The following is a 22014-nucleotide window of genomic DNA, read 5'->3' as shown; positions in this document are numbered from 1 at the left end:
AAACAATAACATGATATATAACAAGACATGAAGATCAAGGGGCTGTCGTCGCAAGGGCTGCACTCAGCGCTGTTTCCGTTGACCGATAAGGCTGCTTTGCCTGGCAGGCCAGTCGCTCAGTTGCGGAGCCGGTAGCCGGTCCTGAAGATCCAGGCGACGATTGCTATGCAGACGAGCAGAAAAACAACCGTCATGCCGAGGCTGACGCCGACCGAAACGTCGGACTTGCCGTAAAAACTCCAGCGGAAGCCACTGACCAGGTAGACGACCGGGTTGAACAGCGTCACCGTGCGCCAGATGCCCGGCAGCATGTTGATCGAATAGAAGCTGCCGCCGAGGAAGGTCAGCGGCGTGATGATCAGCAGCGGCACCAGCTGCAGCTGCTCGAAGCTCTTCGCCCAGATGCCGATGATGAAGCCGAACAGGCTGAAGGTCACCGCCGTCAGCACCAGGAAGGCGAGCATCCAGACCGGATGCTCGATATGAAGCGGCACGAACAGCGAGGCCGTCGCCAGGATGATCAGGCCAAGCACGATCGACTTTGTCGCCGCACCCCCGACATAGGCGATGACGATCTCCAGATAGGACACAGGCGCCGACAGCAATTCGTAGATCGAGCCGACGAATTTCGGAAAATAGATAGCGAAAGAAGCGTTGGAGATCGACTGCGTCAGCAGCGACAGCATGATCAGCCCCGGCACGATGAAGGCGCCGTAGCTGATGCCGTCGATCTCGGTGATGCGCGAGCCGATGGCCGAGCCGAAGACGACGAAATAGAGCGACGTCGAAATGACCGGCGAAACAATGCTCTGCAGCACCGTGCGAAGGGCGCGCGCCATCTCCACCCGATAGATCGCCCATACCGCATGAAGATTCATGACCGCGCGCGGGTTCATGCCTGTTTCCTCACCAGATTGACGAAGATCTCCTCAAGCGAGCTGTTTTCCGTATCGATGTCGCGGAACTGGATGCCGGCCGCCTCGAGCTCGCGGATCAACGAGGCGACGCCCGGCCGTTCGCTCTGGTTGTCATAAGTATAGGTCAGCTGCCCGCCATCCGGCGAAAGCTCCAGCGCGTAGCGCGAAAGGGCGTCGGGAACGGTGGCCAGGGGGCTGCGCAGTTCCAGCACAAGCCGCTTGCGGCCGAGCTTGCGCATCAGCTCGGCCTTGTCCTCGACCAGCACGATCTCGCCGCGGTTGATGACGCCGACGCGGTCGGCCATCGCCTCCGCTTCTTCGATGTAGTGTGTGGTCAGGATGATGGTGACGCCGTCTTCGCGCAGCCGGCGCACCATCGCCCACATGTCCTGGCGCAGCTCGACATCGACGCCTGCCGTCGGTTCGTCGAGGAACAGGATGCGCGGCTCGTGCGACAACGCCTTGGCGATCATCAGCCGGCGCTTCATGCCGCCGGACAGCGTGATTGCCTTGGCGTCCTTCTTGTCCCAGAGCGACAGGTCGCGCAGCACCTTTTCGATGAACGCCTTGTCCGCCGGTTTGCCGAACAGGCCGCGGCTATAATTGACCGTCGCCCACACGCTCTCGAAGGCGTCGATGGTCAGTTCCTGCGGTACCAGCCCGATCAGGCTGCGCGCCGCGCGGTAGTCGCGGTTGATGTCATGGCCATCGACGGTGACGGAACCCGACGAACGGTTGACGATGCCGCAGACGATCGAGATCAGGGTCGTCTTGCCGGCTCCGTTCGGCCCGAGCAGCGCAAAGATCTCGCCGCGCACTATATCGAGATTGATCTCCTTCAGCGCCTTGAAGCCGGTGGCGTAGGTCTTGGTGACCCCGGAAATCGAGATGATCGGCTGCATGGCTGAAAACGGCTGCTTGAAACAGAGTTGTTGATTTAATCCGCTGAATGTCGGTTCGCAAATCCGGATGTCAATGCCGCTCCTGACAGTTCTGGACATCGAGGTTCGCCGGAATAGGCGACACCTGCCCGATCGTCCAGCCAAATTCCGCGCAGAAGCAGATTCACCGGCACTGCGGCGTTCCGCCTCGCGGCGGGACGCCGCTTTGACCGTCCCGCGCATGAAGCCTATCCTTGTACAAACAAGCAGCAGCCGGAGCCGCCATGGACCCGCTCATCCTGTCGCGCATACAGTTCGGCGCGAACATCTCGTTCCACATCCTGTTCCCGGCGATCACCATCGCGCTCGGCTGGGTGCTGCTGTTCTTCAAGCTCCGCTACAACGCGACAAACGATTCCGCCTGGATGCGCGCTTATTTCACCTGGGTTAAGGTATTCGCGCTGTCCTTCGCCATGGGCGTGGTTTCCGGCGTCACCATGAGTTTTCAGTTCGGCACCAACTGGCCGGGCTATATGGAGACGGTCGGCAACATTGCCGGCCCGCTGCTGGCCTACGAGATCCTGACCGCCTTTTTCCTTGAGGCGGCGTTCCTCGGCATCATGCTGTTCGGCTTCCGCCGCGTCTCGAACCGCGTCCATACGCTGGCGACGGTGCTGGTGGCCGGCGGCACCACCTTGTCCGCCTTCTGGATCATAGCACTCAATTCGTGGATGCAGACGCCGGCCGGCTTCGAGATGCGCGATGGTGTAGCGCACGCCACCGACTGGTGGGCCGTTGTCTTCAATCCGTCCATGCCCTACCGGCTCGTCCATATGCTGCTTGCTTCGGGGCTGACCGTCTCGTTCCTGATCGCCGGCCTGTCGGCGCTGCGCTATCTCTACGGCGATCGTTCGGAATCGATGTGGAAGGCGCTGCGCACCGGCGTCTTCACCGCCGCGATCCTGATCCCGATCCAGATCTTCGCCGGCGACCAGCACGGCCTCAACACGCTCGAACACCAGCCGCAGAAGATCGCCGCCATGGAGGCCAACTGGAGCACCGGTCCCAACGTGCCGCTGGTGCTGTTTGCTCTTCCCGATGAAGCGGCGAGCGAGAACAGGTTCGAGCTCACCATCCCCGACGGCGCCAGCCTCATCCTCAGGCACAGCGCCGGCGGCGTCGTGCCGGGGCTGAACGATTATGCCGGCAACCACCCCCCGGTGTTTCCGGTATTCTGGGGCTTTCGCATCATGGTCGGCACCGGCCTCATGATGCTCGCCGTCTCCTGGTCGGCCGCCTTTTTCCTCAAGCGCCGCCACAGCCTGCCCAAGCCGCTGGCGCTCGTCATGGTGCCGATGGCGCTGTCCGGCTGGCTGGCGACGCTGGCCGGCTGGTACACCACCGAGATCGGCCGCCAGCCCTGGCTGGTCACCGGCGTGCTGCGTACCGCCGATGCTGTCGGGCCGGTCGCCGGCAGCCATGTCGCGCTGTCGCTCGCGGTCTATCTCAGCCTCTACGTGCTGCTGCTGATCGCCTATCTCAGCGTGTTGGTGCATCTGGCATTGAAGGCGGCGAAGGATGGAGACACCTCGCCGCTGCCGGGTGTCATAAACAGGCCGCTGTCGCAGCCGGTTGCGCAACCAGGAGAAACACCATGAGCGTCGACTGGCCGACCCTGCTGCCTCTGATCTTCGCCGGCCTGATGGGCCTCGCCATCCTGATCTACGTCATCCTCGACGGCTTCGATCTCGGCATCGGCATCCTGTTCGCCGCAGCCGAAGGCACCGAACAGGATACGATGATCGCCGCCATCGGCCCGTTCTGGGACGCCAACGAGACCTGGCTGGTGCTGGCGGTCGGCCTGCTGCTGGTCGCCTTCCCGCTGGCGCACGGCACCATCCTGACCGCGCTCTACACTCCGGTTTTCGTGCTGCTGGTCGGCTTGATCCTGCGCGGCGTCGCCTTCGATTTCCGCGCCAAGGTGCCGGCCGGCAGGAAGCACCGCTGGAACCGCATCTTCTTCCTCGGCTCGGTCATCGCTTCGCTGGCGCAAGGCTATATGCTCGGCGTCTATGTGCTCGGCCTCGACGTCGGCCCTGGCGGCATGGCGTTCGGCGCGCTGGTGGCGCTCTGCCTTGCCGCGGCCTACGCGGCGATGGGCGCGGCCTGGGTCATCTATAAGACGGAAGGCGACCTGCAGAAGAAGGCGGTGCTGTGGCTGCGCACGGCGCTGGTGCTGACCGCGCTCGGCATGGTCGCGGTATCGCTGGCCACGCCCTCTGCCAGCGCGCGCATCTTCGACAAATGGTTCGTCTGGCCGGCCATGCTCTATCTGTCGCCGCTGCCGATCCTGTCGGCAGTGCTGTTCCTGTGGCTGTGGCGCCAGACCTTCCATCTGCCGAAACCCGGCGACCGCCACGCGCTGCTCCCGTTCCTGACATTGGCCGCGATCTTCACGCTCGGCTTTGCCGGCCTCGCCTGGTCTTTCTACCCCTTCGTGGTGCCCGACCGGCTGACCATCTGGCAGGCTGCTTCGGCACCCGAAAGCCTGGCCGTCATCCTGGTCGGCACGGTCGTCGTGCTGCCGATCATCATCTTCTATTCGTTCTTTGCCTACCGGGTGTTCGCCGGCAAGGCGACGGATCTGACCTATGACTGACCGGCATCGCCGTCGCCGCCTGAAACAGAATATTCATCTTCAAGCGGAATAACCTTCTCTGGCCGGCCGAGCAGAATCGCCGGCATCAAGAAGGGCGATGCAATGACCCCCTTTTTTGCGGCAGGACAGGATCGGCTGCTGCTTTTGCTGATCCGGACGGTCGCGCTGATCGGCGCACTCGCGCTTGCCGGCCTGCTGCCGGCCATGCCGCAGGCGCATGCGCAGGACGCGGCCAACTGGACCGGCGTGTGGGACACGAAATGGCGCGGCGGCGGCGCCCAGATCAAGTTCGAGCAGACCGGCGCCGACGTTAAGGGCGTGTACCCGCTTTATAACGGCCGTATCGAGGCCAAGGCCGAAGGCGACAAGCTTGTCGGCCACTGGTTCGAAGGCGACCGCCAGGGCGCCTTCACCTTCGTCCAATCGCCTGACGGCGGCAGCTTCATGGGCCGCTTCGATGCCGCCACCGCCGAATGGTGGACAGGTGTGCGCGTCAGCGCCGTCGAGGACGTGCGTGTCGACCAGTCGAGCCCGATGAGCACCATGCGCTCGTTCCTGCAGACGATGAACGAGAGCGGCGCCGACAACGTGCCGCGCGCCACCGGCGGCGGCATGGGTCTTGCCGGTCTGGCGGCGGGTCTCGTCGAGGTCACCGAGGCCGACCGCGGCGGCCTCAACATGCCCGATTACACCAAGCTGCTGTTCACCGTCATCGACAACGCGACGTTCCGTCTGTGGAGCCTGCCGCATGACATTATTTCCAGCGACGAGGTGACGGCGACGCTGCCGCAATACGGCACCAGGGTCTCCTTCGCCGTCACTTTTCGCCGCAAGAATGGCGACTGGTTCATCGTCGGGCCGCCACTTGGCCAGCTTCAGGCCAAGCTCGCCGAATTCCAGGAAGCGCGTGGCGAAGCCATCGACATGGTCGACGATCCGAGCAGGCTCGCCTCGCCGCGCGACACGTTCAAGGTACTGTTGAGCGGCCTCACCGAAGCCGGCGACCCGGCCCAGGCGGCGCTCGACCTGCGCAACTACAGTCAGGCGGTGCGTGGCGACGAGGCGTTCCTGCTTGAGCGCTATCTCAAAAAGGTCATCGACCGCATCGGCTATGTCTATTGGCAGGAGATCCCCGACGATCCGAAGAGCAACACCCCCTTCGTCTATTTCGAGCATCCCGCCGGCAATATCGTCATCGGCCCGGTCGAGACTGACCCCGACGGCACCGGCAAGCGCAAGATCTGGCAGTTCACGCCCGAGACGCTCGCCCACATCCGCGCGCTCTACGCCGACGTCGAAGACGTGCCGGTGGCGCCGGAATTCGCCGCCTTCGCCAGCACCGACCCGTTCTTCATCGCCCGTGGCCTCGCCCGCGAGATCAGCCCTGGCCTGCTCACCCGCGCCGGCCCGATGGAGCACTGGCAATGGTGGATGCTCGGCCTTGCCGCACTGGCCGGCATCGTCTTCGGCTTCATCGCCAATTCGCTGATTTCCTTGTTTGTCCGAAGGACGGACAGCCCGGCCTTCTTCCGCATCGTCGAATGGGCGGTGCGCTCGATCGTGCTTGGCGTCTTCCTGCTGTTGACGCTGCGCCCGCTCGGTCTGCCGCAAGTGGTCGCCGCCCCGGTCAAGGCAATCGCCTAGAGCCTGATCGTGATCGGCGCCGTGCCGGTGGTCTGGCACCTGATCGGCAAGGTCGCCGAACACTATCGCGGACTTTGGCAAGTGCCCGGCTATCACGACACGCTGATTTCGCTGTCCACCGGTGTGGCGCGCGTCGCCGTGCTGGTCATCGCCTTCCTGCTGTTGGCCGAAGTGCTCGCCATCCCCTACGAAGGCGTCATCGCCGGTCTCGGCATCGGCGGTCTGGCGGTGGCGCTGGCGGCGCAGCCGACGCTGCAGAACTTCCTCTCCGGCCTGACGCTCTATGCCGACCGGCCGGTAAGCGTCGGCGATTTCTGCAAGTTCGGCGACCAGTCCGGCACGATCGAGCATATCGGCATGCGCTCGACGCGCATCAGGTCGCTCGACCGCACGATCATCTCGGTGCCGAACTCGGATTTCGCCGGCATGCAGATCGAGAACTACGCCCATCGCGACCGCACCCGGTTCGCGACGACGCTGCAGCTGCGCTACGAAACGACGCCCGATCAGCTGCGTTACGTCCTGGCCGAGCTGCGCAAGCTGCTGATTGCCCATCCGCGCGTTATCGATGAGCCGTGCCGCGTGCGCTTTGCCGGCTTCGGCGCCTATTCGCTCGATATCGACGTGTTCACTTATATCAAAACCGCCGACGTGGCCGATTTTCAAGCCGTCCGCGAGGACATCCTGTTGTCCATGATCAACATCATGGATGATGCCGGCGCGCAGTTCGCCTTCCCTCCGTCACTGGAATACAGAGCCACCGACCTTCCGGTCGACGACGAAAAACGCATCGCCGCGGAGAAAAGAGTCGGCGATTGGCGCGAGGCGCAAAATCTGCCTTTCCCCGACTTCAGCCAGATCGACAAATTCGCCCTCAACAACACGCTTGCCTACCCGCCTGAGGGCTCGGCGCATTATCGCGAGACAGAGCCCGACCCGGACTCGGCCGAGGTAAAGGCGACGCTGGAGAAGGTGCGCTGGAGCCTGCCCTGGAAGAAGGGGAGGTAGTTTCGAGACGTTGGCGGGACAGCACCCCCCTCTGGCCTGCCGGCCATCTCCCCCGCAAGGGGGGAGATTAGCAGTTTCAGCGCTCCGCTCGTCCTGAACGTTGGAGATTTGGTGAAGGTCGAGGTGATAGCCGATCTCCCCCCTTGCGGGGGAGATGTCCGGCAGGACAGAGGGGGGTGCGAAGGATCGCCGACGCTTATTCTCCGTCGCGCCCGCCGGCGCAAAAGCTCAGCTCTTGTTGGCGGCCAGCACCAGCACCGGCTTTTCGCTGTAGAGGTTGGGGAACAGCCGCTTCAGATTCTCGACCTTGGGCAAATCGTTGTAGACGATATAGGGATAGGTCGGGTTGAGGGTCAGAAAGTCCTGGTGGTAGTCCTCGGCCGGATAGAAGCTCTTGCCGGTCTCCAGCGTCGTCACGATCGGCTTAGGAAACACCTTGGCCTTGTCGAGCTGGGCGATATAGCTTTCGGCGATCATTTTCTGCGTGTCGTTTTCGGCAAAGATCGTCGAACGGTACTGTGTGCCGCTGTCCGGCCCCTGGTAGTTCAGTTGCGTCGGATTGTGCGCCACCGAGAAATACACCTGCAGTAGCTGGCCGTAAGTAACCTTGGACGGCTCGTAGGTGATCTCGACGGATTCGGCATGGCCCGTCCGGCTGGTGCCGACCATTTCATAGACGGCCGTGTCCTTGTCGCCGCCGGCATAGCCGGAAACGGCGCTGGTGACGCCCTTGACGTGCTGGAACACGCCTTGCACACCCCAGAAGCAGCCGCCGGCGAAGACCGCCTTTTCGGTGCCGGCGGTGGCCTTCTCGTCCATTGCCGGCGGCGGGATCACCACCGCGTCTTCGGCCGAGACTGCCGGGATCTGCCAGAATACGGCGGCGGCGGCCGTAAGGATGAGCGCGGCAGCTGCTGCTTTTGCGAAAATCGACGATCGTTTCACGGCTGCGGTCATGTCTGATCTCCCATGATGTGGTGTGGATTATACGACGGATAGGTCCGCCGGGCTCTCACATTGCTGTGCGCATCGCCTATTTGGCCGGAGCCATGGCATCGCAGGCCTTGGTCGCCTCCGCCTTCTTCATGGCGTCCGTCTCGGCGTCGGCCTTGTTCATGCAGTCGGCCTTCATCGGATGTGTCGCCTTCATCGCGGTCGTGGCCATCGCGTCAGCCGCCATGGCGCCGGCCGGCTTCATTGCGTCCGTTGCCGGCTTCATGGCGCCCGTTGCCGGCTTCATGGCGTTTGTCGCCATCGCCGGCTTCATCGCATCTTCGGCCCGCGCCGCGCCTCCTGCGAACAGCGCCGCCGAGCAAAGTGCGAAGGCGAGTGCCGCCAGGGTCGGGCGATTGGTCAAACGATTGGTCATGATGATCTCCTTGGGTTTGGCAGGGGTTGACGGCATGCGGCGGCGCCGCTGCGCGTTGGGGAATTTCGCGCGGGTTTCTAATTCGTAGCGGCAGCAAGGATCGGCCCGCCGCCCGGCACCTGCACCAGCACCGCCGTGCTAAGGCCGCCCGTCGTCGCCGGCAGCGGCAGCGCGGTGGCGTCGCCGGTCCAACTGCCCAGCCTGGTCAGCGAATGCACGACATTGGCGTGCGGCAGCGTGCGGCCGGTGTTTTCTCCGCGCGCCACCGGCACCTCGACGACGCCCTTGCCGTAACGCACCAGCCAGACGTCGGCCTTGCCGCCGGGCACCGGACCGGCGCCGATGCTGACCGTCCCGCCGGCGAGCGACAGCGAAGGTCCGTCGGCGTGGCCGCCGCTCGCAATCAGCTGCTCGATCTCGCCCGGCCTGGCGCCGACCGCATCGGCCCTGCCGTTGACCACCACTTGCGGCGTGAACGGGCCGGAACGGCCAAGCGACGGTTCATAGCGGACCTGGCGCTGCGTGAATTCTTCTTTGCCGAATGTGTCCTTCCAGCCGAGATAGTCCCAGTAGGTGACGTTGAAGGACAGCGCCAGCACGCCGGGCCGGTCCTTGACCTTGATCAGATTGGCGTTGGCCGGCGGGCAGGACGAGCAGCCCTGGCTGGTGAACAGCTCGACGACGGTCTGCGTCTGGCCGGCGGCCGCGCCGGTTGCCGACAGCACAGTTGCCGAAAACAGTGCGGCGGCGAGCCCCATCAGGGCTGTGCTGCGTTTCGATCCGGTCATCGCTGTTCTCCTGTGCGGTCCATGTCCACACTTCGCCGCCGAAACACGGTTCGTTACAGCATCACCGCTTCGTGATCGTTCGCAGCTCTCCCTTCCTCTTGTGGGAGAAGGTGAATCGGCGCGAAGCGCCGAGAGGGTTGAGGGGTGCTGGAAGCAATGAGGCGTCGGCGTTCCCTGGAACACCCCTCATCCGACCGAGCTTCGCTCGGCCGCCTTCTCCCACAGGGGGCGAAGGGAAGACGGTCGCTCGCAACCAACACGCCACCCGGTGTGCCCGGGCGGCGGTGTGATGGACGGGCAGCCTAAGCGGGCCGATATGCCCTCGCACTCAGCTGCGGCGTCCTATTGTGTCAACAGCGTTTCCGATGCCCGCTGATTGAAGGCGCACTTGCCGGTTACTGTGTAGAAAAAGTCGGCGTTGGAATCGGTGATGGTCGGAGATGTCGGCACCGACGATCCCCCGTCTTCCCACGCTTGTGTGCTGGTCTGGCCGCACGGCACCAGTGTAAAGATATCGACCGTTTGGCCACTGGCGATCTCGACGCCGTCCGCGTAGAGGCGGTTCGATGTCGCCGGATCGTTCGATTTGAGCACCGTTGGATTGCCTGACGGCACATCCATCTGCAGGTAGAGCTGGTCCATCTGGCTGACGTCGATCACCGCGCCGGCACCGGTCGCGGGATACATGGTGTTGACGCAGGTGGTTGCATATTTCTTGCCGTTGGAAGCGGTCTGGGTGATCGTGGTGCTTGGCAGCCCATAAAAGCTGAGCACCGTGGTGGTCGTACACACCTGCTGCTGGACCGTAGTGATCGTCGCTCCGTTGATGGTGGAGACGGTCGCCGTGCCATAGCCTTTCGGATCGCCATAACCGTTGTATGTGTAGGTGATCTTCATCAGCTTGTTGGCCACCGTGTCCCCGAATTTGGTGCCGTAGAGCGTCATTGTCTTGCCCCACCAGCCCGAGACCTTGGTCACCTTGAACGTGGCTTGCACCAGCGCCGGCCGCTTTGTCACTGCCGACGCAACGCCGACCTGCACCGTGTTGATCCTGGCGATCTGCATGAAATTCGTCGGCATGGCAAAGCCGGCCGAAGCCTTGATGCTGGCGGCGCCGTCGGTGGCGACGACGAAGCTGTCGAGCTTGGCCGTGCCTTGCCCGCCATTGGCCAGGTATACCTCCTGCAGTTTTACCTGACGGTCCGCCAATGAGGTGTCCGTCGCAAGCGTCGTGATCGACAGCGACGCTGCATCGAGGGCGTTCTGCATCGATGCCCTGGTCGAAACCGCAGAGGTATAGTCGATGGAAAAACCCAATGCGGCAACCATCGGGATAAGCAGGATGGCGAGCAATGGCGCGAACGAGCCGCTCACCGATTTGAGAAATTTGCGTGCTGACAACCGCATTCCGATCCCCCCGAACGGCGATAGACCGGTGGGCTATCACGCCGGGCGCGAACTATGCTCTAATCTCATGGATCAAAGTTTAACGACTTTGCCGCCCCGCCGCCGCACCCGCGCCCCGCCGCTTGCCGATGTAGCGTGCCCCTGCTAAAGCGCGCCGCATGACCACGCCGATCAAAAACATCCGCAACTTCTCCATCGTTGCCCATATCGACCATGGCAAATCCACGCTTGCCGACCGGCTGATCCAGTCGACCGGCGGGCTGGAGCTGCGCGACATGAAGGAGCAGGTGCTGGACTCGATGGACATCGAGCGCGAGCGCGGCATCACCATCAAGGCGCAGACGGTGCGGCTGAAATACCGCGCCAACAATGGACAGGATTATGTCCTCAACCTGATCGACACGCCCGGCCATGTCGACTTCGCCTATGAAGTGTCGCGCTCGCTCGCCGCCTGCGAAGGTTCGCTGCTGGTCGTCGACGCCTCGCAAGGCGTCGAGGCGCAGACGCTGGCCAATGTCTACCAGGCCATCGACAACAACCACGAGATCGTCGTGGTGCTGAACAAGGTCGACCTGCCCGCCGCCGAGCCCGAGCGCATCCGCGAGCAGGTCGAGGAGGTGATCGGCATCGACGCCTCCAACGCCGTGCTGATCTCGGCCAAGACCGGGCTCGGCATTCCCGACGTGCTCGAAGCCATCGTCAATGATTTGCCGCCGCCGCGCGAGGGCGACATCGCGGCTCCGCTGAAGGCGATGCTGGTCGACTCCTGGTACGACGCCTATCTCGGCGTCATCGTGCTGGTGCGCATCATCGACGGCGTGCTGAAGAAGGGCCAGACCATCCGCATGATGGGCACCGGCGCCAGATACCTGGTCGAGCGCACCGGCGTCTTCACGCCCGCCCGCATCAATGTCGACGAGCTCGGCCCCGGCGAGTTCGGTTTCTTCACCGGCTCGATCAAGGAGGTTGCCGATACCCGCGTCGGCGACACCATCACCGAGGACAAGCGCCCGACGGCACAAGCCCTGCCCGGCTTCAAGCCGGCGCAGCCGGTGGTGTTCTGCGGCCTGTTCCCGGTCGACGCCGCCGATTTCGAAGACCTGCGCGCCGCTGTCGGCAAACTGCGCCTCAACGACGCCTCCTTCTCCTTCGAAATGGAAACCAGCGCCGCGCTCGGCTTCGGCTATCGCTGCGGCTTCCTCGGCCTGCTGCATCTCGAAATCATCCAGGAGCGGCTGGAGCGCGAGTTCAATCTCGACCTCATCGCCACCGCACCTAGCGTCGTCTACCGCCTGCTGTTGAACGATGGCACGGTCAAGGAACTGCACAACCCGGCCGACATGCCCGACGTGGTCAAGATCCAGGCCATCGAGGAGCCGTGGATCCGCGCCACCATCCTCACCCCCGACGACTATCTCGGCGGCATCCTGAAACTATGCCAGGATAGGCGCGGCATCCAGGCGGACCTGTCCTATGTCGGCAAACGCGCCATGCTGATCTACGACCTGCCGCTCAACGAGGTGGTCTTCGACTTCTATGACCGGCTGAAGTCGATCTCCAAGGGCTACGCCTCGTTCGACTATCACCTCACCGACTATCGCGAGGGCGACCTGGTGAAGATGTCGATCCTGGTCAACGAAGAGCCGGTCGACGCGCTGTCGATGCTGGTCCACCGCACGGCGGCGGAAAAGCGCGGCCGCCAGATGTGCGAGAAGCTGAAGGAGCTGATCCCGCACCACCTGTTCAAGATCCCGATCCAGGCGGCGATCGGCGGCAAGGTCATCGCCCGCGAGACCATCTCGGCGCTGCGCAAGGACGTCACCGCCAAGTGCTACGGCGGCGACGTCTCACGAAAACGTAAGCTGCTCGACAAGCAGAAAGAGGGCAAGAAGCGGATGCGCCAGTTCGGCAAGGTGGATATCCCGCAGGAGGCGTTTATCCAGGCGCTGAAGATGGGCGATTGAGGGGCTATGAGTCATTCTTACTGACAACAACTTGTTTATCAAGCGCGCGCTCGTTCGCGCGCCCGTCGTGTCAGACTGATAATGTTTGGACGCGCGCCACCTCTGCGCATTTGAAGGCCTATTCTGAATAGCTCTGGAACTTCAAACCGTCCTTCTTCCTGGTACGCAACGCCATACTTTTCCAAATTCTCCAAATCTCCATCCGACAAGCCCAGACCTTGAGCCTCGATGCGCGAAAAAGGTGTAACAAAACCGGGAGCTTTTCTAAATTTTTCGAATATAGCCTCTAGTTGAGTAACCTCTTTGGGATACTCCTCGACCTTTTTCTCACTTGTAAATTCAACAGCGGCCTTTAAAGCGGAAGGCGCCAGCAATCGGTCATCTAGGCCATGGCCTCGAGAGTATTTTGCCGCCTCTCCTACAAATCGAACAAGGTCTCTTGCAGTTAGCCGACCAGTAAGGTCTGTAAGTACAGAAATAACCCACTCAGTTGTCCGTGCTTCGCGGCTGTCATCTTTACCTAGCTTGACACCCCATATGCGTCGAAGATCATTCTCCTGTAGCTCTGGTGATGAGTGGGAGAGACGCCAATCGCTCGACCAAAGCCCAGGGATCGCACCACTATTGCTAACAAGCCAAACGACTAGTTCCTTAATATCAATGTCTCGCCAAGTCAGCGCATAGTTCGAAAAAACAGCACGAAGCTGTCCGGCGTTTTGGGCGATAGCCGCCTGGATCATATCAGCGCGGACAAATGCTATGTATCCAATCGGTCGCCCGGCTTCTTCTCGAAGGCGCAAGGGCACATCCAAGAGCAAAGAAGCAAGTGCTGCCGCCTCATTCGCTCGATTGAATGGGTCGGTTAGCACCTCTTCCAGCCCCTCTACGAGCACGACAGGTCTTACCGCCGCCAACTTGGCTGCAGCTAGGAAGTCTGGCCAAGCGGTGTCCCCAATAAATCCTGCCGAATTTGCAATCTGCGAAAGCCAAAAGCCCAGCCAGTCGCTTTGCGGTACTTTGGTAAGCTGCTCTCGAATGGCTTGCGTAGTTTCGGAGAGCGTCGCGGGTTTTCCCCCCGACAGCACGGCACTGGCCCGGGTTCTTCTCTCGCCGACAAGCGATGTGATCTTATCGCTGGTCAAAGATCCGAATGTGGGGATGAAAGGACCCTCGAACGAGCTTTTATTTGTAGTTTGAAGAGCAGCAACTGAGGCGTTCCAGCTGCCGCGCTCCAGGAAAAATCTTGCCGTCAGAGTCTTGCCAGTTCCTTTGGCTCCCTCAACGAGGACAACAGGCGGTTGGCTCAAGAAATCCGTTGCAAGCCGCTCAAGTGGCGGCGTGACAAGCGGGGTTGCAAGATCGCTAGCAGTTTCCGCAAAAGTTAGCTTTGAGGCGAATTCTTCCAGCTGCCGGCAACGTTTGTCCGCCTCGAATGGTGGCGCAACCGGGACGGTTTGCTGTGGTTCCGAACCACTAAGCGCCTCCCACCCTGCCCAATCGGCCATCTCACCCTTTAATTGAGGTATGAAGCTCGAAGTAGTCAGCTCTCTCACAAAAGGGTCCCACTCTCCCGACATCGCTATTAGTTCAGCCAAGTGCGGGATAAACCCGACTGCCACTGGACTTGCCTCTGTGTCATCGTCGTCGTCGAATGACGGAAATTCTTCGGCTGCGCTCAATGTAAGGCGCCCTGCAAGATCGCCACGATACTTGAAATCTCCAAACCGCGATATTGGGAGTTGGTTGAACAATACAAAAGGCTGACGTCCGCGAACTCCGGTCTGCTCTTCAACCATTCCAAGTGTTCGCATCATGCTTATTAGCGCTGCAACGGACTGACCAGAGGTGCTCGAAACGAAAACCCGTTCCACAGACGGATCGGCGAGAAACTGAAGAGACACGTCAACAAGGCCCGCTCGCAAGTCTACCACAGCAGCTCGGCAGCCAAGGCGGCTTGCTAGTTCTCGCACCAAATCTGGTACAACGAAGGGATCGTCGCTACGAGCTGCTTGGAGATTTTCGGGCCGGATAGCAAAACCTGAAAGATCATCTAGCAGGCGTTTAACGGGTAAAACGTATACGCCGTTTACAAGTTGATCGATCATTCTCCTACTGACGAAGTCCAACGTGGCTTGAAATCCGTCGGTTCGATCTGCGTGAGCTAGTGCTAGCAAATCTTCCAAGGATATCGTGAATCCCGATTTTCGGCTTTGAAGTAGAAAGCTTATACCAGGGGCTTCGAAATCGGCATCCACTAGCAGAACTGGTCCAGAATTCTCATTTGCTACCTCAAGCGAGAAAGCTAAGGCTGTCGTTGTCCTTCCAACACCTCCTTTGACACTGTGAAAAGCAAAGACCGGTGGTCCTTTTTTGTCGCCTCGTGCCGGAAACTCGACGTCAAAATATCTCTCACCGTCAAGAGCAGCATTAGGCCCATAGATTCTTTTTGCTGGCGTTGTCTCCTCGCTTCGAACGATTACCACCGGAAGGGTCTCCATTCCCCGTGGCGCCGACAACTCAAGGTGCATCGTCCGCTCATCCGTCGTATTTAGCCAACTGCCAAAAACGCCTTTAAGCCACGAACGTATTGCATCTTCGTCGGCGTCCCGAGTTATGACAACGTCAAGGCCGCTCCAGTAAGCCGATGTTGAAATCAATCCGCTAGGTGGTGACAAAGGACCGCCGATCGCATCAATACTAGACAGCCTCCTGGCTACATCTACCCATGAGATCAGTTCGGCGACTCGCAAGGAATCACGTACATTCATTAGGCAATTTCCCCTTCGAGGTATTTAGTGACCTGTTCAATGTAGCCAGTGAGATCAATTTCATCGGTCGCCTCGATTACTAACCCGTACCTCCAAGCCTGATGTGCATCGCACAACAAGAAGCGTTGGCCTCCGGAACCGTCGTTGAACCCTGGCACGCACCTATAATCTGCCTTAGGCGGCGCAGGCACCCTCGCCGCCGGCACTTTTAGGCGCGCGATCATTTTTGCGATCCCATGACTGAAGCCTTCAACATCTTCGGCTTTTTTTGTTGTCTCATGTCGAAATGGTATTTTTGCTGTCTTATTGAGAAGATATTTTAAGCCAACCTCGGCGGCATAAAAATGCAGAAGGTGTGCAGGACCCAAAGCCGGGATCTCTCCGCGCACCTTTGCCCGGCGTACCGCGGATGCAGTGCTGAGCAAATCGCGAAAGTTCCTACGGTGCTCGTCTTGAAGTACTTTCAGCATATGACGTTATTGCTTCTGTAATTTTACGATGTTTTCAGAAAAGCGCCTAGCGGTGCCGACTCGGGCTTAATGCCACCGGTGCACGATACACGAACAGAACGCGAGTTCCCAAGAGCCAAACACCTCACTCGACTTAATCGCCTCTTTCCGCTTCACTTCGGCCCATGTTGCGCCTGCCGAATCCGCAATGGCGCCTTCGGGAAGGTCTTTCCCACGCTTGGACCGTTCCTGATCCCAACGCCCCGCTGTTCGCATCGACCTGGCCATTGGCCGGAATAAACCAATTGTTTTCCCATGATGCGCTGGTTGCCTCGATCCAGGCGCGCGCAGACAGCCAGGGCCGACCCTTCACGGCGGAAAAAGCGGCGGTCTATGCCCGCCTGTCGATCTACTACGCCATTCTGCTTGTCGCGGTGATGCTGGCGATCTTGTATTTTTGCCGGGAGCGGCAGGGCACTGCTGTCGGAAGGCCGCTCAAAGGCCAGCCGAGTTGCCGGGCGGAGTCCTATCGTCTCTCGCCGCTTTAAGGTCTCAATCTCGTCCAATATCGGGCCGCTCGAAATCCGCGACAGCGCTGCCGGAAAATCTTCCCTGCGATCAGACCATTCACGATATAGTTGATTTCGGCCCGCATAAGCCCACCTTTTGGGAGTACTCGTCCTGAAGTATCCTTAGGCGGCTTTGGGAGGAGATCTCAATGCGTTCCACCTTGGATACCATCGCCGCGATAGGCCTCGCCATCGGCGGCGCCTTCGGGCTCGCCGGCACCTTCGTCGAGAGCGCGTCCCTCCGCGAAACACTCTGGACGATCGACGGCGCGGCGCTCGTGGTGGCGACCGCGCTGCTGACGATGAAATATCAGCGCCAGGGCAATGACTGCGTGGCGGCCGGATTTCTGACCTTTCTCGCCGGCGAGAGCCTGCTGCTGGCCGGCAATGCGGCCGGGCTTGAGGCCAGCCTACCCTCCTATGTCGGCGGTATCTCGCTTTGGGCGGCGGCGCTGGTCATGGTCAGCGCGCCGAAAACCTTCGCGCTGTGGATGCGGCTCACGGCTGTCGTGGCCGCCTTGCTGTTTGTTGCGTCGGCCGGCCTGATCTTGTGGGGTGCGCCTTTGCTGCCGACCTCGGCGCCGCTGCCTGCTGTCGGATATCCCTTTCTGGTGCTCACATTCATCGGCTGGATCTGGACGCTGCTGAAGCCCGGGCGTTGAGCCCGGTCGGACCGCCCCCTCTCCAGCCGCTTCGCGGCCACCTCTCCCCCACTTCGTGGAGGCGAGGAACCCAGGTCTTGTGAGGCTTCGGCGATTGGCATTTCCTCGCCCCACAAGTGGGGAGAGGTGGTTTGCGAAGCAACCGGAGAGGGGTCTTGCTTGGCAACGCTGCGCCTTTCGCGATGTGCAATTGGCGCACCCCCTTCCACCCATCCCGCCGCCATGCCATGTTCCCCCTCGCGGCCGGGCAGGCCGTTTCATTCCGGGGGGAATATCCAATGTTCTACGCTTCCGTGCGCCGCGCTGCCGCGGCGCTTTGCCTTGCCGCCTTGTTTGCGCCCGTCGCGCATGCCGGCGATGTCACCTTCGAGATCAAGAACAGCCATCCGAACGCCATGCGCGTCGAACTCTACAGCCAGGACCGCGACCATGTCTGGCCGGGCAACAATCAGGATTATTATCTCAACGACGGCGAGACCAAGTCGATCCCGCTGTCCTGCAATGACGGCGAATCGATCTGCTATGGCGCCTGGGTCGATGGCGACGACAGCACCTATTGGGGTGTCGGCCCCGGCAACACGGAAAAGTGCGACGATTGCTGCTACACCTGCAGCGGCGGCGAGACCGAGGAAATCGATCTGGTGCCGTGACGTGGCAAATCTCCCCCCCTTGAGGGGGAGATGGCCGGCAGGCCAGAGGGGGTCGGTACGTCCTGATGCGACGTCCCATCGCGGACAGATGATGCCGGCGCTCCACGCGCAACGACCCCCTCTGTCGCCTTCGGCGACATCTCCCCCTCCAGGGGGGAGATCAGGCGCCCAGCCTCTCAGGCAGCTTGACGCCGTCCCGGCCGCCGCCATAGCGTGACGCCTTCAGCAAGGAGATGCACCCATGGCAGTGGTCGAAGGCGAAAAAATCGATATCGGCTTTTCCGGGCGCCGCTGCATCCATTCGCGCAATTGCGTGCTTGGCGATCCGCGTGTCTTCGTGCCCAATGCGCCCGGCCAGTGGATCCACCCCGAGGCGGCCAGCGTCGAGAAGGTCGTGGCGCTCGCCGAAGCCTGCCCGTCCGGCGCCATCACCTATGTCCGCAAGGATGGCGGCCCCCAGGAGAAGCCGCCGGTGGTCAACACCGTGCGCATCAGGGAAAACGGTCCGCTGGCGCTGCACGCCGAGATCGTGCTTGGCGGCGAGACGTTCTTCCGCGCCACGCTGTGCCGCTGCGGCGCTTCGGAAAACAAGCCGTTCTGCGACGGCAGCCACACCAAGGCAGGCTTCACCGCCACGGGCGAGCCGCCGCTGAAGGATCCGCCGGCGCTGGAGGCGCGCAATGGCCCGCTGACCGTCACACCGACGACCAACGGCCCGCTCAAGCTGGAGGGCAATGTCGAAATCGTCACCGGCACCGGCCACACGGTCGATCGCACCCAACGCGCCTTCCTCTGCCGCTGCGGCCATTCCGCCAACAAGCCGTTCTGCGATGGCAGCCACAAGAAGGTGGGGTTTGTGGGGTAGGCGGCAAAGCTGCCAATCTCCCCCCTCGTGGGGGAGATGTCCGGCAGGACAGAGGGGGGTCGTCTCGCGTGGAGCGCCGGCATCCTCTGTCCACTATTGGGGGTCGCGTCAGGACGTACCGACCCCCTCTGTCGCCTTCGGCGACATCTCCCCCTCAAGGAGATTAGGCGTCGCGGCCCAGCGCTCGCCGCCAATCTCGGCCTTCGACAACTGCGCCCGGTTGATGTTAGATCTTTGCTACCGGTGCGTGCATATGCCGGAATGGCGGTCGTCGGGCTTGGGGGATTTCAAAGTGCGCAAATATGTCTTGCTGTTTCTCAGCCTCTGTATCGATTACGCCTGGGTGAACACGGCCGTCGTCCTGGCCGACCAGCTCGGCATTGCCGAGACCGTTCTTGGCCAGCCGGCGTCATGGGCGGCCCGGCAGGTCCTTTCGCTGATCCTGCTCAGCCTTGTAAGGGTGGCAAACGTCTCGCTGGGCGAATGGCTGCTGTCCTATGCGCAGACGGAGCAGCCCGCCGGCCAGCGCCAATGGGCCAATCTGTTGCTCGGCACGATGGGTGTGCTGTCCGGGATCTGGGCCCTGCTGCGCCTCACCGGACCAGACGACGGCGCGCCGTTCCTGTTCATGGTGGAGGACACGCCGCTGAAGACAGCGGCCGTTGCGCTCTACAGCACCCTTTACAGTTGGTGTGGCGTGATGCTGCTGCGCTTCGAGCTCAGGGCGAAGCTCTGCAATGCCCTGCTGTTCGCCTCGGTCCTGCCATTGACCGCAATAAACCTGATCTTCTCCCGCGACGCGCTGGTTGCCTCGATGGTGGCGCGCGCCGCCATCGAGGGTCGCACGTTCCCGGTGGAAAAGGCGGAGGTCTATGCCCGCGTCTCGATCTACTACGCCATCCTGCTTGTCGCGGTGATGCTGACGATCTTGTATTTCTGCCGCGAACGGCCCACCGCTTCTGTCGGCAGGCCGCTCGAAGGCTCGCCGGGCAACCGGGCGTAGCCCTATTTGGCCAACAAGCCTTTCTTGTGGGGTAGGCGGCCAAGCTGCCAATCTCCCCCACGAGGGGGGAGATCGAACTCCCATCTTGGCCCAGCCATCACGGCTTTATCGATCCGCCGGTATCCGCTAAGGGGCGGAGACGAATTCTCCGGACCCAAATATGACCGCCAAGACCAAATCGCCACCCCTCTTCCTCGGCATCGACACCGGCGGCACCTACACCGACGCGGTGCTGTGGTCGGAGGCCGGCGGCCCAAGCGGCAAAGTGCTGGCAAAGGCCAAGGCGCTGACGACACGGCACGATCTGGCGGTCGGCATCTCCGGCGCGGTCGATGCGGTGCTCGAAATGGCCGGCACCGACCCGACTGCGATAAAACTGGTGTCGATGTCGACGACGCTAGCCACCAATGCGCTGGTCGAGGGCCAGGGCGGCCGCGTGGCGCTGGTGATGATCGGCTTTGCCGAGGGCGACCTCGCCCGCGACGGGCTGAAGGCCGCACTTGGCACCGATCCCGTGGTGTTCTGCCCCGGCGGCCACGATGTGCACGGCAATGCCGCGAGGCTCGATCTGTCCGGGCTCGAGGCAGCTTTGCCGGAACTGGAAAAGTCGGTGTCCGGCTTTGCCGTCTGCGCCTATTTCGCCACCCGCAATCCGGCGCACGAGCTAAGCGCGCGGAACCTGATCCGCGACAGGACCGGCCTGCCGGTCACCGCCAGCCACGAGCTGTCGGCCAAGCTCGGCGGCCCGCGCCGGGCGCTGACGACATTGCTCAACGCCAGGCTGATCTCGATGATCGACCGGCTGGTCGCGGCAACCGAAGGCTTTTTGGCCGCGCGCAACATCGCCGCCCCGCTGATGGTGGTGCGCGGCGACGGCGCTTTGGTCTCGGCCGCCTTTGCCCGTCAGCGGCCGATCGAGACCATCCTGTCCGGCCCGGCCGCCAGCCTCGTCGGCGCCCGCCACATGACCGGCCTCGACGATGCGGTGGTCTCCGACATCGGCGGCACCACCACCGACGTCGCCGTGCTGGACAAGGGCCGGCCGCGGCTCGATCCGGAAGGCGCCACCGTCGGCGGTTTCCGCACCATGGTCGAGGCCGTCGCCATGCGCACTTTTGGGCTGGGTGGCGATTCCGAGGTGGCGCTGGAAGACGGCGCGCTCAATCCGAGAATCCTGCTCGGGCCGCGCCGCCTGGTGCCGCTGGCGCTGGCCGGCATGATGCATGGCGAAGCGGTTACATCAGAGCTCGAACGCCAGCTGCGGGCCCCCAACCCCGGCCGCATGGATGGCCGCCTGGCGGTTCGCACTGGCGTGCCGGAGCGGCTCGCAGCCGGACTGACCGGCGCAGAGGCCCGGCTTTACGAGCTGATCGGTGCCGTGCCGCGGGCTCTCGACAGATTGCTGACCTCGAATGCCCAGAACGCCACTCTGAACCGGCTGGTGTCGCGCGGGCTGGTGCATGTCGTAGGCTTCACGCCGTCGGATGCCGCGCATGTGCTGGGCAGGCAGGCCAATTGGGATGCGGCCGCGGCGCGTCTCGGCGCCGAACTGTTCGCGCGCAGGCGTGACGGCCGAGGCCAGTTCATCGCCGCCTCGCCGGAGGCGATCTCGGAACGGGTGCTGACCGCGCTGACCCGCCTGTCGGCCGAAGTTATCCTCGAGACCGCCTTCGCCGAGGATGGGCTGGATGGCGCGGCGACCGTCGCCCATGCCCTGGTCCAGCGTGCCGTCGACGCCCATCCAGGCATCGCCCGCCTCAGCGTCGCGCTCGACCGTCCGGTGATCGGCCTCGGCGCCTCGGCGCCACTGCACTATGCCGGCCTAGCCGAGCTGGTCGGCAACGACTGCGTCGTGCCGGAGGATACCGATGTCGCCAACGCGCTCGGCGCCGTCGTCGGCCAGGTACGGGTCTCGGCCGAGGCGCGGGTCAGTCAGCCCAAGGAAGGCCTGTTCCGCGTCGCCTCAGGCGAAAGCGTGCGGGACTTCAACGACGAGGCGGCGGCGATCGCCGCGGCGGAGAAAGATGTGCGCGCGATTGCCGCCGGACGGGCGAAGGACGCCGGCACCGACAACGCCGAGATCGAAATCGCCAGCGAGTTCCGCGTCTCGACCGTCGAGGGCCAGCGCATGTTCATCGAGGCGCATGTCGTGGCGGTGGCGTCGGGACGGCCAAGGATTGCGGTGTGAGCGCGTAATCTCCCCCCTCGAGGGGGAGATGTCGCCGAAGGCGACAGAGGGGGTCGCCTCGCATGAAGCGCGACTTCCTTCTGCCGCAGGAGGCCGAGCCCGGTCGAACCGACCCCTCTGGCCGCTTCGCGCCCATCTCCCCCTCGAGGGGGGAGATCGGCAGCGAAAACGCCCTACCTTCACCTAAGCCGAATTGACCCTGTCACCCTGACATGTCAAAGGC

Annotated in this window: 19 protein-coding genes; 11 read left to right on the top strand and 8 right to left on the bottom strand. The window is 62.4% G+C overall.

The features are described 5' to 3' along the window. Window positions 1–116 precede the first annotated feature (116 nt). A complete protein-coding gene (locus NKJ35_RS16205; protein ID WP_254818082.1) occupies window positions 117–878 on the bottom strand; it encodes an ABC transporter permease in 762 nt (253 codons plus the stop codon). A gap of 14 nt (window positions 879–892) precedes the next feature. Beyond that, entirely contained in the window at window positions 893–1819 is a 927-nt protein-coding gene (locus tag NKJ35_RS16200) for an ABC transporter ATP-binding protein (RefSeq protein ID WP_352648419.1), read from the bottom strand. Window positions 1820–2082: 263 nt separating this feature from the next. Between NKJ35_RS16200 and NKJ35_RS16195 the strand changes: the two genes are divergently transcribed. The 4 genes from NKJ35_RS16195 (at window position 2083) to NKJ35_RS16180 (ending at window position 7109) form a co-directional block, all read left to right on the top strand. Then, window positions 2083–3456 (top strand): cytochrome ubiquinol oxidase subunit I, encoded by a 1374-nt coding sequence (locus NKJ35_RS16195; protein ID WP_352648416.1) that lies wholly within the window; start codon window positions 2083–2085, stop codon window positions 3454–3456. After that, window positions 3453–4457 carry a cytochrome d ubiquinol oxidase subunit II gene (locus NKJ35_RS16190; RefSeq protein WP_352648414.1) on the top strand — a complete coding sequence of 335 codons (1005 nt, stop codon included), beginning with the start codon at window positions 3453–3455 and terminating at the stop codon, window positions 4455–4457. Before NKJ35_RS16195 ends, NKJ35_RS16190 begins: the two co-directional genes overlap by 4 nt. A 102-nt stretch (window positions 4458–4559) precedes the next feature. After that, a complete protein-coding gene (locus NKJ35_RS16185) occupies window positions 4560–6101 on the top strand; it encodes a hypothetical protein (RefSeq protein WP_352648412.1) in 1542 nt (513 codons plus the stop codon). Window positions 6102–6110: 9 nt separating this feature from the next. Next, window positions 6111–7109, top strand: a complete 999-nt coding sequence (locus NKJ35_RS16180; protein WP_352648409.1) for a mechanosensitive ion channel family protein — start codon at window positions 6111–6113, stop codon at window positions 7107–7109. A 228-nt stretch (window positions 7110–7337) separates the two neighbouring features. Here the strand turns inward: NKJ35_RS16180 and msrA are convergent, their stop codons facing one another. The 4 genes from msrA to NKJ35_RS16160 all read right to left on the bottom strand — a co-directional run bounded on the left by msrA (window position 7338) and on the right by NKJ35_RS16160 (window position 10673). Further along, window positions 7338–8066, bottom strand: coding sequence for a peptide-methionine (S)-S-oxide reductase MsrA (msrA, locus tag NKJ35_RS16175; RefSeq protein WP_352648407.1), 729 nt, complete (start codon window positions 8064–8066; stop codon window positions 7338–7340). Between the two features lie 76 nt (window positions 8067–8142). Next, on the bottom strand, window positions 8143–8478 hold the full coding sequence (locus tag NKJ35_RS16170; RefSeq protein WP_254818045.1) for a hypothetical protein: 336 nt from the start codon (window positions 8476–8478) through the stop codon (window positions 8143–8145). Between the two features lie 77 nt (window positions 8479–8555). After that, entirely contained in the window at window positions 8556–9266 is a 711-nt protein-coding gene (locus NKJ35_RS16165) for a DUF1223 domain-containing protein (RefSeq protein ID WP_352648404.1), read from the bottom strand. Between the two features lie 342 nt (window positions 9267–9608). After that, window positions 9609–10673, bottom strand: coding sequence for a TadE/TadG family type IV pilus assembly protein (locus NKJ35_RS16160; protein ID WP_352648402.1), 1065 nt, complete (start codon window positions 10671–10673; stop codon window positions 9609–9611). 158 nt (window positions 10674–10831) lie between these two features. On the opposite strand from NKJ35_RS16160, the gene lepA reads away from it, so the two are divergent. Further along, a complete protein-coding gene (gene lepA / locus NKJ35_RS16155; protein WP_352648399.1) occupies window positions 10832–12637 on the top strand; it encodes a translation elongation factor 4 in 1806 nt (601 codons plus the stop codon). A 38-nt stretch (window positions 12638–12675) separates the two neighbouring features. Here lepA and NKJ35_RS16150 read toward each other — a convergent pair whose 3' ends face one another. Together NKJ35_RS16150 and NKJ35_RS16145 are read right to left on the bottom strand one after the other, a co-directional pair. Then, entirely contained in the window at window positions 12676–15405 is a 2730-nt protein-coding gene (locus tag NKJ35_RS16150; protein WP_352648397.1) for a KGGVGR-motif variant AAA ATPase, read from the bottom strand. Further along, entirely contained in the window at window positions 15405–15875 is a 471-nt protein-coding gene (locus NKJ35_RS16145; RefSeq protein ID WP_352648395.1) for a hypothetical protein, read from the bottom strand. The genes NKJ35_RS16150 and NKJ35_RS16145 overlap by 1 nt, the downstream gene beginning before the upstream one ends. A gap of 284 nt (window positions 15876–16159) precedes the next feature. On the opposite strand from NKJ35_RS16145, the gene NKJ35_RS16140 reads away from it, so the two are divergent. From NKJ35_RS16140 to NKJ35_RS16115, 6 genes are all read left to right on the top strand, one after another. Continuing rightward, on the top strand, window positions 16160–16402 hold the full coding sequence (locus tag NKJ35_RS16140) for a hypothetical protein (protein WP_352648393.1): 243 nt from the start codon (window positions 16160–16162) through the stop codon (window positions 16400–16402). A 170-nt stretch (window positions 16403–16572) separates the two neighbouring features. Next, window positions 16573–17085, top strand: coding sequence for a hypothetical protein (locus tag NKJ35_RS16135; protein ID WP_352648391.1), 513 nt, complete (start codon window positions 16573–16575; stop codon window positions 17083–17085). A 278-nt stretch (window positions 17086–17363) separates the two neighbouring features. Continuing rightward, on the top strand, window positions 17364–17735 hold the full coding sequence (locus tag NKJ35_RS16130; RefSeq protein WP_352648388.1) for a hypothetical protein: 372 nt from the start codon (window positions 17364–17366) through the stop codon (window positions 17733–17735). 241 nt (window positions 17736–17976) lie between these two features. Further along, on the top strand, window positions 17977–18600 hold the full coding sequence (locus NKJ35_RS16125; RefSeq protein WP_352648386.1) for a CDGSH iron-sulfur domain-containing protein: 624 nt from the start codon (window positions 17977–17979) through the stop codon (window positions 18598–18600). A gap of 292 nt (window positions 18601–18892) precedes the next feature. After that, window positions 18893–19603 (top strand): hypothetical protein, encoded by a 711-nt coding sequence (locus NKJ35_RS16120; protein WP_352648384.1) that lies wholly within the window; start codon window positions 18893–18895, stop codon window positions 19601–19603. A 160-nt stretch (window positions 19604–19763) separates the two neighbouring features. Further along, window positions 19764–21791 (top strand): hydantoinase/oxoprolinase N-terminal domain-containing protein, encoded by a 2028-nt coding sequence (locus NKJ35_RS16115; RefSeq protein ID WP_352648381.1) that lies wholly within the window; start codon window positions 19764–19766, stop codon window positions 21789–21791. Window positions 21792–22014: the final 223 nt, after the last annotated feature.

The organism is Mesorhizobium sp. M0136, assembly GCF_040322515.1.
In the GTDB taxonomy this organism is placed as follows: domain Bacteria; phylum Pseudomonadota; class Alphaproteobacteria; order Rhizobiales; family Rhizobiaceae; genus Mesorhizobium.
Note: the sequence above shows the minus strand (reverse complement) of the source record. Positions and strands in the feature narration are given on the sequence as shown.

Bases quoted from the DNA above. Each gene is read 5' to 3' on its own strand.
- NKJ35_RS16200 (WP_352648419.1), bottom strand. From the start codon at position 1,819: ATGCAGCCGATCATCTCGATTTCCGGGGTCACCAAGACCTACGCCACC.
- NKJ35_RS16160 (WP_352648402.1), bottom strand. From the start codon at position 10,673: ATGCGGTTGTCAGCACGCAAATTTCTCAAATCGGTGAGCGGCTCGTTC.
- NKJ35_RS16190 (WP_352648414.1), top strand. From the start codon at position 3,453: ATGAGCGTCGACTGGCCGACCCTGCTGCCTCTGATCTTCGCCGGCCTG.
- NKJ35_RS16135 (WP_352648391.1), top strand. From the start codon at position 16,573: ATGCGTTCCACCTTGGATACCATCGCCGCGATAGGCCTCGCCATCGGC.
- NKJ35_RS16150 (WP_352648397.1), bottom strand. From the start codon at position 15,405: ATGAATGTACGTGATTCCTTGCGAGTCGCCGAACTGATCTCATGGGTA.
- NKJ35_RS16115 (WP_352648381.1), top strand. From the start codon at position 19,764: ATGACCGCCAAGACCAAATCGCCACCCCTCTTCCTCGGCATCGACACC.
- NKJ35_RS16130 (WP_352648388.1), top strand. From the start codon at position 17,364: ATGTTCTACGCTTCCGTGCGCCGCGCTGCCGCGGCGCTTTGCCTTGCC.
- lepA (WP_352648399.1), top strand. From the start codon at position 10,832: ATGACCACGCCGATCAAAAACATCCGCAACTTCTCCATCGTTGCCCAT.
- NKJ35_RS16195 (WP_352648416.1), top strand. From the start codon at position 2,083: ATGGACCCGCTCATCCTGTCGCGCATACAGTTCGGCGCGAACATCTCG.
- NKJ35_RS16205 (WP_254818082.1), bottom strand. From the start codon at position 878: ATGAATCTTCATGCGGTATGGGCGATCTATCGGGTGGAGATGGCGCGC.
- NKJ35_RS16170 (WP_254818045.1), bottom strand. From the start codon at position 8,478: ATGACCAATCGTTTGACCAATCGCCCGACCCTGGCGGCACTCGCCTTC.
- msrA (WP_352648407.1), bottom strand. From the start codon at position 8,066: ATGACCGCAGCCGTGAAACGATCGTCGATTTTCGCAAAAGCAGCAGCT.
- NKJ35_RS16185 (WP_352648412.1), top strand. From the start codon at position 4,560: ATGACCCCCTTTTTTGCGGCAGGACAGGATCGGCTGCTGCTTTTGCTG.
- NKJ35_RS16165 (WP_352648404.1), bottom strand. From the start codon at position 9,266: ATGACCGGATCGAAACGCAGCACAGCCCTGATGGGGCTCGCCGCCGCA.
- NKJ35_RS16145 (WP_352648395.1), bottom strand. From the start codon at position 15,875: ATGCTGAAAGTACTTCAAGACGAGCACCGTAGGAACTTTCGCGATTTG.
- NKJ35_RS16125 (WP_352648386.1), top strand. From the start codon at position 17,977: ATGGCAGTGGTCGAAGGCGAAAAAATCGATATCGGCTTTTCCGGGCGC.